The 16,465-nt window shown below is 53.1% G+C and carries 13 protein-coding genes; 9 read left to right on the top strand and 4 right to left on the bottom strand.

Annotated features, from left to right (window positions below):
* A partial coding sequence (locus Q0J85_RS14300) for a hypothetical protein (RefSeq protein ID WP_294482859.1) occupies positions 1-432 on the top strand: 432 nt, incomplete at its 5' end.
* Positions 433-762: 330 nt separating this feature from the next.
* Here Q0J85_RS14300 and gatA read toward each other — a convergent pair.
* From gatA to Q0J85_RS14285, 3 genes are read right to left on the bottom strand one after another with little or no spacing between them, the layout of a single operon-like run.
* Positions 763-2,208 carry an Asp-tRNA(Asn)/Glu-tRNA(Gln) amidotransferase subunit GatA gene (gatA, locus tag Q0J85_RS14295; RefSeq protein WP_294482858.1) on the bottom strand — a complete coding sequence of 482 codons (1,446 nt, stop codon included), beginning with the start codon at positions 2,206-2,208 and terminating at the stop codon, positions 763-765.
* Between the two features lie 2 nt (positions 2,209-2,210).
* Positions 2,211-2,516, bottom strand: coding sequence for an Asp-tRNA(Asn)/Glu-tRNA(Gln) amidotransferase subunit GatC (gene gatC, locus Q0J85_RS14290; RefSeq protein ID WP_294482857.1), 306 nt, complete (start codon positions 2,514-2,516; stop codon positions 2,211-2,213).
* Between the two features lie 13 nt (positions 2,517-2,529).
* Entirely contained in the window at positions 2,530-4,179 is a 1,650-nt protein-coding gene (locus tag Q0J85_RS14285) for a diphosphate--fructose-6-phosphate 1-phosphotransferase (protein ID WP_294482855.1), read from the bottom strand.
* Positions 4,180-4,313: 134 nt separating this feature from the next.
* On the opposite strand from Q0J85_RS14285, the gene Q0J85_RS14280 reads away from it, so the two are divergent.
* Positions 4,314-5,609 (top strand): S41 family peptidase, encoded by a 1,296-nt coding sequence (locus tag Q0J85_RS14280; protein ID WP_294482853.1) that lies wholly within the window; start codon positions 4,314-4,316, stop codon positions 5,607-5,609.
* 110 nt (positions 5,610-5,719) lie between these two features.
* Here Q0J85_RS14280 and Q0J85_RS14275 read toward each other — a convergent pair whose 3' ends face one another.
* Entirely contained in the window at positions 5,720-6,109 is a 390-nt protein-coding gene (locus Q0J85_RS14275; RefSeq protein WP_294482852.1) for a helix-turn-helix transcriptional regulator, read from the bottom strand.
* Positions 6,110-6,304: 195 nt separating this feature from the next.
* On the opposite strand from Q0J85_RS14275, the gene Q0J85_RS14270 reads away from it, so the two are divergent.
* The 7 genes from Q0J85_RS14270 to Q0J85_RS14240 all read left to right on the top strand — a co-directional run bounded on the left by Q0J85_RS14270 (position 6,305) and on the right by Q0J85_RS14240 (position 16,311).
* Positions 6,305-6,973 carry a response regulator transcription factor gene (locus tag Q0J85_RS14270; protein WP_294482850.1) on the top strand — a complete coding sequence of 223 codons (669 nt, stop codon included), beginning with the start codon at positions 6,305-6,307 and terminating at the stop codon, positions 6,971-6,973.
* Positions 6,960-8,567 (top strand): cell wall metabolism sensor histidine kinase WalK, encoded by a 1,608-nt coding sequence (locus tag Q0J85_RS14265; RefSeq protein ID WP_294482848.1) that lies wholly within the window; start codon positions 6,960-6,962, stop codon positions 8,565-8,567. Before Q0J85_RS14270 ends, Q0J85_RS14265 begins: the two co-directional genes overlap by 14 nt.
* A 197-nt stretch (positions 8,568-8,764) precedes the next feature.
* Positions 8,765-9,844 carry a LacI family DNA-binding transcriptional regulator gene (locus Q0J85_RS14260; RefSeq protein ID WP_294482846.1) on the top strand — a complete coding sequence of 360 codons (1,080 nt, stop codon included), beginning with the start codon at positions 8,765-8,767 and terminating at the stop codon, positions 9,842-9,844.
* 35 nt (positions 9,845-9,879) lie between these two features.
* Positions 9,880-10,521 carry a DUF1559 domain-containing protein gene (locus Q0J85_RS14255; protein ID WP_294482844.1) on the top strand — a complete coding sequence of 214 codons (642 nt, stop codon included), beginning with the start codon at positions 9,880-9,882 and terminating at the stop codon, positions 10,519-10,521.
* A 13-nt stretch (positions 10,522-10,534) separates the two neighbouring features.
* Positions 10,535-12,658 carry a hypothetical protein gene (locus tag Q0J85_RS14250; RefSeq protein WP_294482842.1) on the top strand — a complete coding sequence of 708 codons (2,124 nt, stop codon included), beginning with the start codon at positions 10,535-10,537 and terminating at the stop codon, positions 12,656-12,658.
* 7 nt (positions 12,659-12,665) lie between these two features.
* Positions 12,666-15,848, top strand: coding sequence for a hypothetical protein (locus tag Q0J85_RS14245; RefSeq protein ID WP_294482841.1), 3,183 nt, complete (start codon positions 12,666-12,668; stop codon positions 15,846-15,848).
* 127 nt (positions 15,849-15,975) lie between these two features.
* Entirely contained in the window at positions 15,976-16,311 is a 336-nt protein-coding gene (locus Q0J85_RS14240) for a hypothetical protein (RefSeq protein ID WP_294482838.1), read from the top strand.
* The last annotated feature ends 154 nt before the right edge of the window (positions 16,312-16,465 follow it).

Raw genomic sequence — 16,465 nt, 5'->3', positions numbered from 1 at the left:
GATCCCCACCTGCGCAATCTGTACGGACGATTCGGAAAGGCCGTGAAAGTCGACGGGCTGCTCGTCCGGGCGTTCCCTGGCTATCAGGAGATCCCCAATCAGGAAGTTCCCTGCTGCGTCTACGCCGTCACCACGGACGGCATCACCGTTGCCCACAGCGGCGACAATCAGAATCCGCAACCCTATGAGCTGCTCGAAAAAGCCCGGATCAAACCGGATGTGATGATGATCAACGGCCGACCCGGATTCGCTTTCTGTCTCAAGACGGTCCAACCGAAGCTCGCTCTCATCGGGCACGAGCATGAACTCAAACACCAGGCTTCGGGACGCGACTCCTGGAGTGCCGTATTCAAGCGCATTGACGACGCCGGACTCGCCACGCCGATCTGCGTGATCGATTGCGGCGAAAGTATCAGTTACTCCAGCCGGTAAAGAGGTTCTGGGGGCGAACTCCACACTTCGTATTTGCCGAACGTCATCGATGGCAAACGCTTATCGATGGACATAACTGTCACTTTTCCGATTCACTCCCGGCAGGAGTTCGGGGATAGAGAACGCGGGGGAAGTGGAGAGGCTCTCTTCCTCAAACAGCACTTGATCTGCTTCTCCCGTCTGTCGCCCTCACGCCACGCCGGGAAAAACATTTCTGACGGAAAAGTGAAATTAAAACATACAGAGAGTTCCGCATGAATCATGAGAAAAGGAGCTGCCGCAAAACCTCATGGTTTTGCAACAGCTCCTTGTATTCACTCTCCGGAACACTCAGCGCATGAGCGTCTGAGCGGCACCGAGCAGTTTCGCCTCGCCCATGGCCGGAGCGAGCAGCTGCACGCCGACCGGCATGCCGCTTTCGGCATCGAGCCCGGCGGGGAGACTGATCCCGCAGTTGCCCGAGAGATTCAATGCGATCGTAAAGATGTCCGAGAGGTACATCTGCAGCGGATCACTCTTCTCCCCGAACTTGAACGCCACCGTCGGCGTAACCGGAGTCAGCAGCACGTCGCACTGCTTGAACGCCTGCTCGAAATCACGCCGGATCAACGTGCGGACTTTCTGCGCCCGCAGGTAATACGCATCGTAATATCCGCTCGAAAGCACGTAGGTGCCGAGCAGAATCCGCCGCTTGACCTCGTCGCCGAACCCTTCGCCGCGCGACTTGAAATAGGTGTCGACCAGATCTTTTCCGTCGACCCGCTTCCCGTAACGCATGCCGTCGAACCGCGCGAGATTCGCACTCGCCTCGGCAGTCGCGATGATGTAATAGACCGCCACCGCGTACTTCGTGTGGGGCAGTGAAACCTCCACGAGTTCCGCTCCGAGCGACTTCGCTTTTTCGATGCTCTCACGAACCACCTTTTCGACGCCTGCGGCGAGTCCGCCTTCTGCAAAATACTCTTTCGGCAGCCCGATTTTCACACCACGGAACGACTCCGGAGCGTTTCGCGCCGCCTCGGCAAATCCGCCCGCCGGATCCGGCAGCGAAGTCGCATCCATCGGATCATGCCCGGCGATCGCGTCGAGCAGAATTCCCGCGTCCTCCACATCGTGCGTCATCGGCCCGATCTGATCGAGGCTCGAAGCGAACGCCACGAGTCCGCTGCGCGATACGCGCCCGTAGGTCGGCTTCAATCCGACGATGCCGCAGAACGCGGCCGGCTGGCGGATCGACCCGCCGGTGTCACTTCCGAGCGCTCCCGCCGCGAAACTTGCGGCCACACAGGCCGCCGAGCCGCCCGAAGAACCGCCCGGAACCCGCTGCGGATCGCGTGGATTCGCAGTCTTCTGAAATGCGCTGTTCTCGCAGGAGGAGCCCATCGCGAACTCATCCATGTTCAAACGGCCGAACGGGATGAATCCCTGCGCACGCAATCGCGCCACCGCCGTCGAGTCGTACGGCGAAACCACCGGCTCAAGAATCTTCGACGCGCAGGAGCAGGTCTCGCCCTCCGCAACGATGCAGTCCTTGATGCCGATCGGAATGCCGTCGTAGACGCTCAGAGTTTTCCCCGCCGCACGACGGCGGTCCGACTCCTCCGCGGCGCGCAGAACGCGCTCCCGGTCGAGTTTCAAAAACGCTTTGATGACACCGTCTTCCGCGTCGATGCGCGACAGATAGGTCGATACAAGTTCGACCGCAGTACAGCCGCCGGAGGCAAGCTCCTGCGCAAGCGCGTGAATCGGCCGCCCTTTCGTTTCCGGAATCGCCATGGTCAGTTGCTCCCTTCGCCGGGCAGCACCTGCGGCACCCGGATCAAGTCCCCGTCGATCAGCGCCGGAGCATTCGCCAGCATCCGGTCACGGTCGTAAGACGGCTTCGGTTCATCCTCGCGCCAGACGTTCGTCAGCGCGGCCGCGTGCGCGGTCGGCTCCACGCCGGTGAGATCGAGCTCGCTCAGCGAGGCGATGTAACCGACGATGTTGTCGAGATCTTTCTGGAGCTTCGGAAGTTGCTCCTCCGAAAGCTCCAGCCGGGCGAGAGCCGCCACATATCCGATATCGATTCGGGCTTCTTCCATCGTTCGGCCCGGATTATTTGCTCTGTTCAAGCATCAGAGTTTTGGTCACGAGATCGCACACCTCCGACGGCCCGAAGTACTGAATCGGACCGGGATAGACGTAGGCGGTCTCCTTCGCCCACTCGCCGCGCTTCGAGGCGAAATAGCGGAACGGCTTGCCGTCGAGCTCGACGAGCGCCTTGCGGATCACCGGCTTGTCGTGACCGTGACGACGCTCGATGTTCATCATCATCGTGATCGGAATGCCGCCGGCAACCCACTCGGAAGCGGGTTTCGTCGTATTGCGCACGCTCGACATGTAGCCGGTACGGCCCGCGCCGATCAGCGCCGCGGCATTGTAGCCGAGGCTGTAGCAGTAGTCGGCATCGTAGTTCGACGGGGCCGCGCAACGTCCCTCGTAGCCGAAGAAGTGAACCTGCGTGCTGAACTTGCCGTTGTATTTGCCTTCAGCTTTCATCGCCTTGAGCTTCGTGGCGACCATCTCCGCGAGCATCTTCTCGGTCTCGATAAGAGAGACCTGGACGTTGCCGTGCGGATCGCGGTCGTTGCAGAGCTGCATCTGAATTCCGGCCGGAAGCGTCGCGAAAACGGCGGCGGACTCTTTCGAGAGGTTCTCAAGCGCGAATTTGACCTTGTCGGCTTTCTCCATCGCGTCGACTTTTTCCGCGTTTGCGGCGAGAAGATCGTTCAGCTCGGCGATCAGCACCTTGATCTCCGGAATGAACTCGATGAGCCCCTCCGGAATCAGCGCCACGCCGAAGTTCATCCCGGCGGCGGAACGGGCCGCGACGACCGACGCGATCTCATCGACGATCTGACCGAGGGTCATCTTCTTCGCGGCGACCTCTTCGGAGATGATCGCGATGTTCGGCTGGGTCTGCAGCGCGCACTCCAGCGCGATGTGCGAGGCGGAGCGACCCATCAGTTTGATGAAGTGCCAGTATTTCTTGGCGGAGTTCGCGTCGCGGCCGATGTTGCCGATGAGTTCGCTGTAGACGCGGCAGGCGGTATCGAAACCGAAACTCGTCTCGATCCACTCGTTCTTGAGGTCGCCGTCGATGGTCTTCGGGCAGCCGATGACCTGGATCGGAATGTTGTGCGACTTGAAATACTCCGCGAGCATGCAGGCGTTCGTGTTGGAGTCGTCACCGCCGATGATGACCAGCGCGGAGATCTTCAGCGCTTCACAATGTTTGCGGGCAGCCTCGAACTGTTCGTCGGTCTCGAGTTTCGTGCGGCCGGAACCGATCATGTCGAAGCCGCCGGTGTTGCGGTGCGCGTCGATAATCGCGTCGGTAAGTTCCACGTACTCATCTTTCACAAGCCCGTCCGGTCCCTTGAGGAAGCCGTAAAGACGGCACCCCTTGTTCAGCGACTTGAGCCCGTCATAGAGACCGGCGATGACGTTGTGGCCGCCGGGGGCCTGGCCGCCGGAGAGGATCACACCGACGTTGATCGCGGGGAGTTCGCCGCCGTCGGCGGCTTCAAACGTCAGCACCGGGCTGCCGAACGTCGTCTTGAAGATCGCCTTGATCTTGTCGACGTCGGCGACGGCCGTGGTCGGCGCGCCCTCATGGACTTTAACTTTCGCGCCCTTTGCGAGCGCGGGGGGGAGTTTCGGGGTGTAGGCGGCACGCGCCTTCTGCAGCGGAGAGATGCTCATGATATCCATCCTGTCAGGTTCATTGTTGTTCAGTTGCGACACTCTCTAATAAAATAATCCGCAAAACCTGATTTATCAAGTTGGATTTTGTCCGGCAAGGCACTATATTCCACAAAAGGAGGGAGAAACACCATATGAAGCGATTCGGGCTTTTTTTCATTTCGTGCCTGGCGGCGGCGCTGACCGGGTGCACATCGCCGAATCCGCTGCCGGAACAATCGGCGGCTCACCCGGCCTCCACCTATGAGCAGGCCGGAATGCTCGCACAGGTTGTGGAGTTCCTGAACAGTCATTATGTGGACGAAAACAAGGTCGGATACGACCGACTCCTCACCGCCGCACTGCGCGGCATGATGCGTGAACTCGACCCCTATTCCGGCTACGAACCCCCGGCCGAATTCACGGTCAACGAGGAGTCTCGCACGGGCGAACAGTCCGGCATCGGCATCGACGCGGTCAAGGTGAAAAATGCTCCGGCGCTGATCACCGCGGTGATCCCGGGCGGTCCCGCGGACAAGGCGGGCGTTCTCCCCGGCGAACAGATCTTCCGCATCGACGGCCGTCCGGTCGAGGCATTGCCGCTCGAAGAGTGCATGGATCTGCTTCGCGGTCCGGAGGGCAGCGAACTCGAACTCGAACTGCTCGCGTCGGACGGAAAAAGCAGCCGCAGCGTCAAACTCCGGCGCGAAAAGGTCGTGCGCAGCTCTGTCCCGCCGGAGGCCGCTCACCTGCTCGACGGCGACATCGGTTATCTCCGGATCAGCAGTTTCAACGCCCATACGCCGGGCGAGGGGGAAAAGGCGCTGCAGTCCCTCCGTTCGGCGGGAATGAGCCGCGGGCTCGTGATCGATCTGCGCAACAACCCCGGCGGCCTCGTCGACGGCGCCGCGAAAACCGCTTCGCTGTTTCTGCCGGCGGGCAGCGTGATCTTTTCGGCGAAACATCGCAATTCACCGGAAGTGGAAGTCGTCCGTTCCGTCGCAGGCGAACTGCGGGAGGAGACGCTCCCGGTCGTGATTCTGACGAACGCTTATACCGCAAGCGCCGCCGAACTCTTCGCGGGGGCGCTCCGCGACCACAACCGGGCGAAACTCGTCGGGGCGAAAACGTTCGGAAAGGGAACGCTGCTGCGGATTCTGCCGCTCGCCAACGGCGGGGCGCTGCGTTTCGCGGCGGGGCGCTATCTGACGCCCTCCGGGCGCGCGATCGAGGGCAACGGGCTCGCTCCGGACGTGCCGGTCGAACTCGATCTGCCGACGCAGTGGAAACTCAACGCCCAGCTCATGAGCCGGCCCGGCGTTGTCCAGCCGGACGGGAAAGACGCCGTACGGGATACGCAACTGGAAGCCGCCCTGAAACTCCTCCCCGCCCGGAACGACGCTCCGAACGCAACGCGGCAGTCGGAAACTCTTCGCAGGTCATGCCCGTAAATTGAGGAATTTCATCCTTGACGGAGCCGGTCCGGCTGGATTCTTTCCGGACGAGGTAAGAACAGAATCATTGCGACAGCCGCCCCCGGGCGGTGAGAAAAAATAAAGAATCACGGTTCATCCGATTCGAGGCAGCGCTCGATATAGATGATGACCTGATCTTTCCGGGCGGGCGGGAGCTTGCGGAATTTGCGCAGCAGCGTGATCTCGATATCGGCGAGGTCGGCGCCGACGATGTACGGGATCATGATCTTGGAATCGACGTGAAGCTGCACGAAACGGCGGAGATCCGCCTCGGCCGCGTGCATCTCCAGAAGCATCTCATAAATCGTCTTGAAGTGTTCCGGCGCAAGCGGACTCTTGCCGCCGCAGATCTGGCAGACATACTGCCGCGTGATCCCGAGCCGCGAAGCGATCTGCGTCTGGCGGATGCCGTATTTCGCCAACAGCACTTTCAGCCAGATACCCAGCTCCCGCCGTTTATCCAGATATGGCGACATGGTTTCAACTCTCCCCACGATAAAACATGATTCACTTGAAAGCCAATATAATATGTTTATCGACGAAGTCAAGTGTTGCGGCGCAAATGTTACCTGTTATGATTGACAAATCTGGATTTTATCTTCATCTGGTCTTGAAAAGCGGATGATTCCGGGGTACATTGAAGAAACATGAACCAGAGGGCGGTCGGATTTATGAAGATACTGCTGTTGGAAGATGATCTGCAGACTGCGGCATTCATCCGGAAAGGACTTGAGCAGGCGGGATTCACCGTGGCGCATTCGAGCGATGGGAAATCGGGGCTGGTGATGGCGCAGGAGGAGGAGTTTGATCTCGGGATTTTCGATGTGATGCTCCCGCGGCTCGACGGCTTCAGCGTAGTCAGGAAACTGCGGGAGACCAAACCCGCGGTGCCCGTTATCATCCTGAGCGCGCGCGACGCGGTCGAGGACCGGGTCAAGGGGCTGCAGTGCGGCAGCGACGACTATGTGACCAAACCGTTCGCATTCGTCGAACTGCTCGCCAGAATTCACGCCCTGCTGCGGCGGGCCACCGCCGCGGCCGAGCCGACGGTATTGACCTATGAGGATCTGACGCTTGATCTGCTGAGCCGCAAGGCAAACCGGGGCGGAGTCCGCCTCGATCTGCAGCCGCAGGAGTTCTCGCTGCTCGAATTCCTCATGCGGAACGCCGGGCGGGTAGTCTCGAAAACGATGATTATGGAACACGTCTGGGAGTACAATTTCGATCCGCAGACCAATATTGTGGAGACCAGAATCTGCCGACTGCGCGACAAGGTGGACAAGCCTTTCGCCAAAAAACTGATCCGGACGGTCCGGGGATTCGGATATGTTCTGGAGTAGGATCAGACTCTTTTCCAAGCTGCGGTTCAAGGCGGCGTTCTGGTTTCTGATTCTGTTTGCGGCCTCTTCCGTCCTGCTGTTTTTCCTGGTATCGCGCTATGTGGCCAACGACATGCTCCGGATTACGGACTGGCTGCTGGAGTCGACGGTGCGGGATTTCACCGCATCGTACCTGACCGGGAAAAATACCGCACGCTACGGACAGCAGGTTCCGTTTCCGGAGGTTCCGAAGCTCGATCTGGCTGCGTTTCAAGCTCATCTGCCGGGGATCGAACTGCTGGCGGCCTACCGCAGCAAACTCGAAGATCTGGAATTCTACACGCTGTTCGGCAGCCGGGGAAAGGAGCTTTATGAATTCCGGCTCGGATCGGACGGGCGCGCTTACAGCCGGCTGCTGCATCCGGAGCAGAATCTGCCGTTTCTGCGCAAGGAATTCGAGGATAAACTTCAGTCGTTCGGGTCGGACAACATCTACTTCCGATTCCGGGCGCCGGACGGCTCCGGCTTTGAAAGCAACGAATTGCGCAAGGGCGGCGGCGGAGCGGGTTCCGGACTCTCCACCATCACGGAGGACGGCCGCAAATTTCGGGTTATGAAGCAGCCGCTTTTCGACGGCTCGGTCATCGAGGCGGGCAGTTCTCTGCAGGGGATCGATGAGAGACTCACTGCCTACACGCGGATTTTTCTGCTGTTTCTCGCGGGAGTCCTGCTTTTCGGAACCGCGGCGGGTTATCTGATCGCCTGGAAACTGACCTCCGGCATCGAGCGGGTCAGTGACGCGGCGCGGCGCATCGCCGACGGCGACCTCTCGCTGCGGGTCAAACTCTGTCATGAGGCCGACGAAGTCGACCAGCTCGTGAACGCATTCAACGCCATGAGCGAAAACAACGAAGCATTGGTGACGGAACTGCGCACCGTCACCGACGACATCGCGCATGATCTGCGCACGCCGCTAACGCGCATGCGCGGACTTGCGGAGGTCACGGCGGCCGGGAAACCGGACATCGAGAGTTTCCGCGAAATGTGCGGCGCGGTCGCGGAGGAGTGCGATTCGATGGTGCAGCTCATCAATGAGATGCTCGAAATCACCCGGACCGAATCTTCCATCAACCGGCTGGAGCGCACAGAATTGTCGCTCACAGAGCTGGTCCGGCAGGCGGGAACTCTCTTCAGCGAACTCGCGGAAGATCGGAAGATCCGGCTGGAAACCAAATTTCCGGCGGATCACGAGATCAAGATCCGGGCGGACAAGCTTAAGATTCAGCGACTTGTGGCGAATCTGCTCGACAACGCCCTGAAATTCACTCCGGCGGGAGGGATGGTCACACTTTCGCTCTCGAAGCGGGACGGCGCCGCCGTCATCGCGGTCCGCGACTCCGGCTGCGGAATCGCCCCGGAGGACGCGGAGAAGATCTTCAAACGTTTCTACCGCTGCGACGCGAGCCGCACACTCCCCGGCAACGGACTCGGCCTCGCAATGGTGCAGGCGATCGCCAACGCGCACCGCGCCAGGATCGAGCTCGAAAGCTCCCCCGGGAAAGGGAGCTGTTTCTCGGTTATTTTCCCGCCCGAGCCGGAGGAAATCAACTCCTGAAGTTCCTCATCTCCGGAATCGACAGAACCCAAAAAACACGAAAAAAACGGACTTTTTTTATTTTCCCTCTTGACAAACGGATCAAAAATGTCCATAATTATAAACAGATCGTCAAAACGTTTTGATAAAAATCACAGCTTATTTTTCAAAACGTTTTGATTGATGAGAAAGAGAATTTTTCAGGAAAGGATATCAGGGTGGGCAAACAGGCGGCGACAATCGTGGATGTGGCGAGAGCCGCGGGGGTATCTCCGAGCACGGTATCCCACGCGCTCAGCGGCAAGCGGGAGATCAGCCTGCCGGTGAAAGAGCGGATCTTTAAAAAGATCCGGGAACTGGACTACCGTCCCTCGTTCTATGCGCAGGCGATGAAGAGAAACTCCACCGGCATGATCGGCGTCGTGGTGAACGAGTGCCGCAATCCGAGTGCGTCGCTCTTCCTCGACACGCTTGCGGCCGAGCTGGAAAAATACTCTTACAAGATCGTGATCGGGCTGGCGGGTCTCGATCATCGCAAGGGAGAGGAGCTGTTGCGGCACTTCTCCGCCGGACTCGTGGACGGGGTCATCAATCTGCTGCCGCAGATCACGCCGGAGGAGGCGCAGATTCTCTGCGGCTCGACGCCGGTCGTGACGAACATCCGCGAGAAACTGATTCCGGTCCGACTTGATTACGATCAGCTCACCAGAAACATTCTGAATTACCTCTGGGATCTCGGCCATCGCCGGATCGGCTACATCACCTCGCCATCCCGCGACCCCCACCGGCCTGACGGCGAAGCGACCCGACAAATCATGACGGAATTTCTGAAAAGTCATGGTGAGGAGCTTGATCCTCGCATGATCGCGGAGGGTGACGACTCCATTGAGGGAGGCATCGCCGGAACAGAACAGATCATGAGACTCGGAAATATCACAGCGATCTTCGCGGGGAATGACCAGACCGCTTTCGGGATCTATCGCTGGGCGTATCTGAATGGAGTCCGGATTCCCGACGATATTTCCGTGATCGGCTTCGATGATGTTCCGCAGGCCGCGACGCTGATTCCGCCGATGACGACGGTGCGTTTTCCGGTTCAGGAACTGGTAACTCACACGGTCAAACTGCTGATCGCCAAATTACGGCAGGAGACGCTTCCGCCAGGCCAGATCACTCTGGACATGCCGTTGGTGATCCGCCACTCCGTGGCCGATCGGAAGCGGATTTCGGCGGGAAGAAGAAAAAAAGCACTTCCCTCTGGGAAGAAGAACAAGACAATACCCTCAATCATTCTGTGAGTTCTAACCATTCCAACCATAGAAGGAGCTGTATCATGACACAAGGACGTTACCATGAGCGTATCCAGATTTATGAGCTGAGACTTTTCACATTGATCGAATTGCTTGTGGTGATTGCGATCATCGCGATTCTCGCATCGATGCTTCTGCCCGCATTGAACAAAGCCAGAGAGAGAGCAAAAAATACCAGTTGCCAGAATAATTTAAAAGCCCTTGGACATGCCGTTACTATGTATGCAGGGGATTATAAAGATCATATTCCATGGACAAGGAATATGGGAGATATGCGAGATGTGGGCTGGGGACGAGAAATCAATCACGGATTGTTAAATAAATTGGGTTATATTGCTCCCAAAACATTTATGTGTCCATCCGATCCTTCGGTATTGGGGAGTATCCAGTCAAATGGCTGGATAAGTTCGCATTTGAGCAGTTATCAATTTGTACCTTCTTCCGGCAATTATAATTTCAATTATAAAATTACCGCACGCCCATCATCAGGTTGTTACGTTCTATTTTGTGAAAACGATATTTGGAACGTTCACGCCGGAAAGCCCCCTTATCACGGAGCATCCACCAACGTGTGCTATATTGACGGAGCAGTTATTCCCGTCTTATTCGGATATTTGAAAACCATCAGCAAGTTCGACTACATGAAATTGAATACACAAAGATAAGAAAGAGGCAATTATGAGAAATAGAATATTGTCGATTATTACATTATTATCAATTGCCGAAGTGCTTTATGCTTCTGTGCAATTCGGCATCACCCAGGGAACGAACAAATGGGGATATGCCGGAGAACATTGTACTCTAACTCGTCCTGTCCCCTCCTCCAAGAAGTTGGAGGTAGCAGTGGAATTGAAGCTTGAAAAAGGGAGTACAGCTCCTATCCCCCGGGAAAGTTGGTTTGGAATTTACCTAGAAGATACAAAACAACATACCCGGTATATATGGGGATTCTGCAACTTAGATTGGGGGGACATCCCCAAAACACTTGTTCCCTCCATGATTTTCTGGGACAATGGTGGTAATATGCAACGTAAAACATTTACAAATCCAAGTCAGGCAGAAGGGGAATACAAACTAACTCTAAAACTGTCTAATGGGAAATTATATGCAGGATACGAATCTTCCATGGGGGCAATGCCGTATTCCGAAAAGGAATATAATGTCCCTGAAGATTTTGCCCCAGACAAAGTAGGAATTACAGTAGACTGTTATCATGCAAAACCTGTTGTCCCTATCAAGTTTCGAACGTTAACGATGACAACAGAAAATCAAACCCAAAAGTATTATTTTTCTGAAAGTGAATTATGGCATAACTCGTCCTCCAGAGCAATACTCACTTGGAATGATGCTACTACCTTGAGAGTTGATGAATCTTTGCAGGAAAAAATTAGTGTTGGCAAAAATGAGCTCTTCATTCCCCAAGCACACTATATCGTACAAAATCTGAAAATTCCAGGAAATACAACACTGCGGTTTGCTCCCGGGACACGTATACAGATATCCGGTTTCATTGAACTTACTGGAGATAATATTACAATCGATGGAGCCTGCTTCGAATATGCTTGGCACAATAAGCCATTAATTGTTGCCAAGAACCGCTCTAACCTGCGTTTTCAGAATTGTTCAACAGCAACATGGAATGGAACAGAAACTAATGCAATCCCATATAAATCAGGAGGACCTATTCTATTTTCTTTGACCAATTGCTCAGATATTATACTTGCCAATGGCGCTTTTGCAGATCTCTCTGATGTATTGAATGCAAAGAACTGTTCCCGGATCATTGTGCGTGACAATAAAGCTGAACGATGCAGAACTTTAACCACTGTTGCTGATGGCAGTGATTTCTTGAATCACGTCGGAAATTGGAGTCGCAATGTAGTCTACCAATGCATGTGGTGGGGAGGAGATAGTAATGATACAAAATCAAACGTTACGCCCGGTACGGCCAGAATCGTCAAGCGAGACTCGAAATTTGGTTCTCCCAATGTGGATAATCATGTTCTCGGAACCTATGACATCAATGTTCAAAATAATTTTGCAGAACATGGAACTACTCTTGTCTGGGGCTCAAAAGGGCGCAATATCGTAATCTCCGGAAATATAGCGCGTTACATGAATGATATGGCATATGATACTGAAGGCGGGGAAAATGTCATCATTTCTGATAATATTTCCATCAATTCCGCTTGCGCCGGAATTGGTTGCTATTTCTACGGAGAAAGAATTTTGATTTCAAACAATCAGGTTCTCATTTTCGAAGAAGGGACGGAATCTCAGCGGGGAAATTTCGTTCGGCTGCATAGCGGAGGAAGTCCAACCCATTTCGGGAATGGTCAGATTCTAGTTACTGGTAATCAATTCATCGCCGAAACGGGAAAAAAGCGCACATTCATTGTGGAGACAGCCCGGGAGATTTTTATCAAAGGAAACACTTTCCGCAATGGCGTGATTGTCGCGACCAATCAGCAGGCAGAACGTATTGTTATCTCCGGAAACGATTTTGAAACAACGTTACAGAATACAGGTTCCGCTGTAGTTCTGACTGGAGGCAAAGAACACGTCATTTCTGGAAATCTTTTCAAGTTGAGAGGGAATGATGCTGCTCCGGCCTTAAATCTTGCCAACCATAATGCACGCATATTTATTTCCGGAAATTTGTTCATTGGATGGAATCTTGTATATGAGTTGTCGCAGAAAACTCCCGGGAAACTACTGTTTGTGGGAAACCAATACGAAGGGAAAATAGGCAGCGATAACAGCTGGAGTGTTATTAAACAAAATAATATTTCCATTAAATAGGCGAATCATGAATACTGCAAGATACTGTTTAACATTGGTTTTATTAAGCATTTTTTCATTATATGTTTCTGCTGATTTGATAATCAACCTGAATACAGGGCACAACAAATGGGGATACAGTGCAACACATGCAACCGCGACACAACAGTGGAATGGAAAACCATTTGTCATGGAGACACGAATGGCGCGCCCCTCTGTAGGAACTACCGGGTTTCTGCCCCGGGAAACTTGGTTCGGCTTATATGTAGAAGACACCCGAAATGGTACCCGTTTTAGTTTCGGGCCATTCAATCCAAGCTGGGAAAACAACCCAAAAGAAGTTCCATATGCGGCTGTAAGTTATCTGAAAAAAGGCAATTTTACCGTCATTCGCAGCAATTTGAATTGGATCTGTTCTGAACAGAATTTGTTTTTGAAAGCGGATTTTGACGGAGAATCCATTCGATACTCCATCTCCAAAGATGGGACAGAGTACAAAGAGGCGCTTTGTCTTATTCCGGAAAAGCCATTTTCTCCCAATTTGGTGGGTATTACGCTGGACAGTTTTCATTCAACTCCCTGCAAGAACCTTGTGGTCAAAGAATTTAGAATCACGGGAGATGGCCCTGCTCAATCTGACTGCTTTGACGGAAACAAGTCTGCGCTTTGGAAGCATTCAGAAACCTCACGAGCAATTTTTTTGCACCCGGTTGAATTGGAAATGAAATGGGAAAGACCAGCTTCGGGGAATAATGTTTTCGATCGCGGACAGAATGCCGAATTCGCATTTTCATGTCGTACAACAGAACTGGTAAACCACCCAATAGAATTTCAAATTCATTGTCAGGATCGAGAAGGCAATGAACTTTGGAGTGATTCCCAACGTTTTACTTTGACTGAAAAACCTTTACTTTTGAGAGGACACGTCCCCGCAGAAAAAATAAACAAGAATGGCGTATATCAGCTCTGTATCAAGGCTGTGAACCAAGGGAAAAATCTTGGTTCAATAATGCAGCAATTCGCAGTGATTCCAGCTTCCATCGTAACTTCTGGCAAATATGACAGGAAATCGCCCTACAGTGGTAACTATTTTGCAGATTGGAATTTAGCTGCAAGACTCGGAATTCGGAAGGTTCGCCAGACTTGGTATGATTCACGAGAGTTCGAAAAACAGAGATATGCAGAAAGGGCACGTGCGAACGGTTTGTTAATTAATGGGCCATGTCTCAATGTTGGATTCAATCCGCAAACGCCAGCAAAGCTTCAAGAAAAAGCGCAATGGATCACTAACGAGCTTCTGAAGTTGGAAAAAAATTATTCAGATTTTATTTATTGCCAAGAAATCTACAACGAACCTGAAAATTGGCCACCGACAGCGCTGGAAACAGATTTAATCCCATTTGCCGCACTGATTGCACAGGTACGGCAGAATCTGCGAGCGGCTAAATCGAACCTGCTGCTTATGACGCCAGGAGTTACCCACGTAAATCTTTCTTTCCTTAAAAAAATGGCGATTGTTGGTGGATCAGACATTGCCGATATAATTGCTGTACATGGATATCGCAGTCCATGCCGTCCGGAATTCGGACACGAGGAAGATGTTGCTGCCATCAAGGAACTCTTTGGGGATAAACCTATTTACGTTAATGAAGATGCATATTTTGCTCTGACCCAAAAAAAATCTGAGGAAAAAACCTCTATTACGCAACCTTTCCATACTATGATCGAGCTGGATGAGCTGACTCATGCTGTTTATCTGCAACGTAAATACCTGTGTCAGTTTATGGCAGGCTACGCCTTGGTCAATCAGTTTGATTCCATTCAAAATCACTCCCTTTCCGAAACAGAATTTCATCGGCGACCAGCGCTGGTTACACTGGCGGCCTTGACTTCTATGTTACCTCATCCTGAATTTATACGCCGCAACACCAATCCGACAGATCATCTTTGGATCACAGAATGGGTTTCGGATGAAAAGACGTTCACAATATTGTGGAGTCTCAACGGGTTTCATGAGGTTCAGCTCGAATCATCGGAACCGATGCTGGCTCGAGATTGTTTTGGCAACGACATTACCTCCGGAAAACAACTTTTCCTGACCGTAGGAGGAGCACCTATCTTCGTTCTCGGCAAGAAAATCTCTTTGATTCGGCGAGAACTAACGACCAATCATCCTGTCATCATCTTGCCGGAAGAAAATCCTCTCGGGGGAAAGCCATTCGACATGGAAATTGTTGGACGAGCCCGAAATATGACACAATCTGAAATCACAGTCAAACTCTGTAATAACTCCGGACGGGAATTTGAAGGTATTGCCACTCCTCATTTCATGAATGATGCACCAGCAAGCTGGTACTTTGAACCTACGTCATGTCCGGTAAAATTGTCTCCGGGAGAGAAAATTACTTTGGTGTTTGTTCCCAAAGGTAGAGTTACGGGTGAACCGTTTGATCCTTATCATCCTGTTCCCGGGAAAGGTTATAACGCATTGTGGTGGACAGAAGGGTATCGTATTGCAATTGAACTCTCAAACACTGACGGAACAATGACGACGCTCCACTCCCGGCGTCCGCTTTGCCTTCGCGGAATTCCATATTTGAAAAATGTTAAAATTGATGCGGATCTCTCCGAGTGGAAAAATGTACCAGAATTCTCTCAAATCGGAGGCAGCAGCAAACGCAACACTGCACTTGCCCGCTTTTGGACTGGTGCAGCAGACTACCTGCCCACATTCAAATTCGCTTGGAATCGGCAGGGGTTGCTATTCTGTGCTGAAATTCTAGACGATAAACATGATATAGAATGTAAAGGCCAGGCAGCTTGGAGATCCGACAGTATTCAATTGGGTCTTAACCCCCATCATGAACGACCTGATTTCACTAATTATCTGGTTCTTACACTAGCAGATGGCAATCCGGCAATCCTTCAACGTGCGACGCAAAAACGAGCTGCTGGCCCTATATCAGAAATCCCGATTAAAATCCTTCGCTATAAAGGCGATTACAACCAGCCGGGACGCACTTTGTACGAGTGTTTGATTCCATGGGAACTTCTGGATTTCGATCCCAGCAAAGGTTTTCCTTTAGGATTTTGTGTACAGTTTAATGAATCGGACGGTTGGTGGCGTAGGGGCTGGGAAGGATACTTTCTTCAGATGGGCGGACAAATCGTCGATCCGCGTTACTTTGGAGATCTGACACCCGTCTATTAAGAGAGATTTTTGCAACAGGGTAAAAAAACATTCCAACTAAAGTAGGCTCATCCGGAATACAACCGCGTTCGAGCCGGAAATTGCGATTCTGTACAGTCCGGTTTCGACCGCATTCCAATCTGCGCTGATGAAGAATGAGTGGTATCGATTCTATGCGCAGAGTGCTTTCACTGGTCACAAAGTGCGGTTCCTGAGCGAACGGCAGCTGATCGCCGGGGAGTACGGGAAAGTCCGTCAGCTCTTTGTGATCGGCAGTGCCAATGTGTCGCAGGCCGCGGCAGACGCCCTGGCAAAGTTCCCAGGAAAAGTCATTGCGGATCGCCACAGTTTGCGTTTCAACGTATGCGCCCAGCAAGCCCCATGGGTAAAGGAAAATATCGGCGATAGAGTTTTGAAAAGATTAGAGCAGGAAAAGGTGATGCCGTCTGGCGGTGGACCGCCAGACGGCATTCTCTCTTCATAATAATGTAAGCGCCCAGCCAGCCCCATCTGGATTTGAGTCAGACAGTGTGGTATGTTCTTCCACAAACCGGAATAATAGGAGGACGGCATGGGACGCGAAGGACGAGATTATTGGGAGGAGCAATTGTCCGAATATTGGGACAGCGGCTTGACGA

The organism is uncultured Victivallis sp., assembly GCA_944389935.1.
Classification (GTDB): domain Bacteria; phylum Verrucomicrobiota; class Lentisphaeria; order Victivallales; family Victivallaceae; genus Victivallis.
This window is presented reverse-complemented; position numbering and strand designations above follow the sequence as displayed.

Excerpts from the sequence above, each read along its gene's own strand:
- Q0J85_RS14240 (WP_294482838.1), top strand. The coding sequence starts at position 15,976 with ATGAAGAATGAGTGGTATCGATTCTATGCGCAGAGTGCTTTCACTGGT.
- Q0J85_RS14250 (WP_294482842.1), top strand. The coding sequence starts at position 10,535 with ATGAGAAATAGAATATTGTCGATTATTACATTATTATCAATTGCCGAA.
- Q0J85_RS14255 (WP_294482844.1), top strand. The coding sequence starts at position 9,880 with ATGACACAAGGACGTTACCATGAGCGTATCCAGATTTATGAGCTGAGA.
- gatC (WP_294482857.1), bottom strand. The coding sequence starts at position 2,516 with ATGGAAGAAGCCCGAATCGATATCGGATATGTGGCGGCTCTCGCCCGG.
- gatA (WP_294482858.1), bottom strand. The coding sequence starts at position 2,208 with ATGGCGATTCCGGAAACGAAAGGGCGGCCGATTCACGCGCTTGCGCAG.
- Q0J85_RS14265 (WP_294482848.1), top strand. The coding sequence starts at position 6,960 with ATGTTCTGGAGTAGGATCAGACTCTTTTCCAAGCTGCGGTTCAAGGCG.
- Q0J85_RS14270 (WP_294482850.1), top strand. The coding sequence starts at position 6,305 with ATGAAGATACTGCTGTTGGAAGATGATCTGCAGACTGCGGCATTCATC.
- Q0J85_RS14280 (WP_294482853.1), top strand. The coding sequence starts at position 4,314 with ATGAAGCGATTCGGGCTTTTTTTCATTTCGTGCCTGGCGGCGGCGCTG.
- Q0J85_RS14245 (WP_294482841.1), top strand. The coding sequence starts at position 12,666 with ATGAATACTGCAAGATACTGTTTAACATTGGTTTTATTAAGCATTTTT.
- Q0J85_RS14285 (WP_294482855.1), bottom strand. The coding sequence starts at position 4,179 with ATGAGCATCTCTCCGCTGCAGAAGGCGCGTGCCGCCTACACCCCGAAA.
- Q0J85_RS14275 (WP_294482852.1), bottom strand. The coding sequence starts at position 6,109 with ATGTCGCCATATCTGGATAAACGGCGGGAGCTGGGTATCTGGCTGAAA.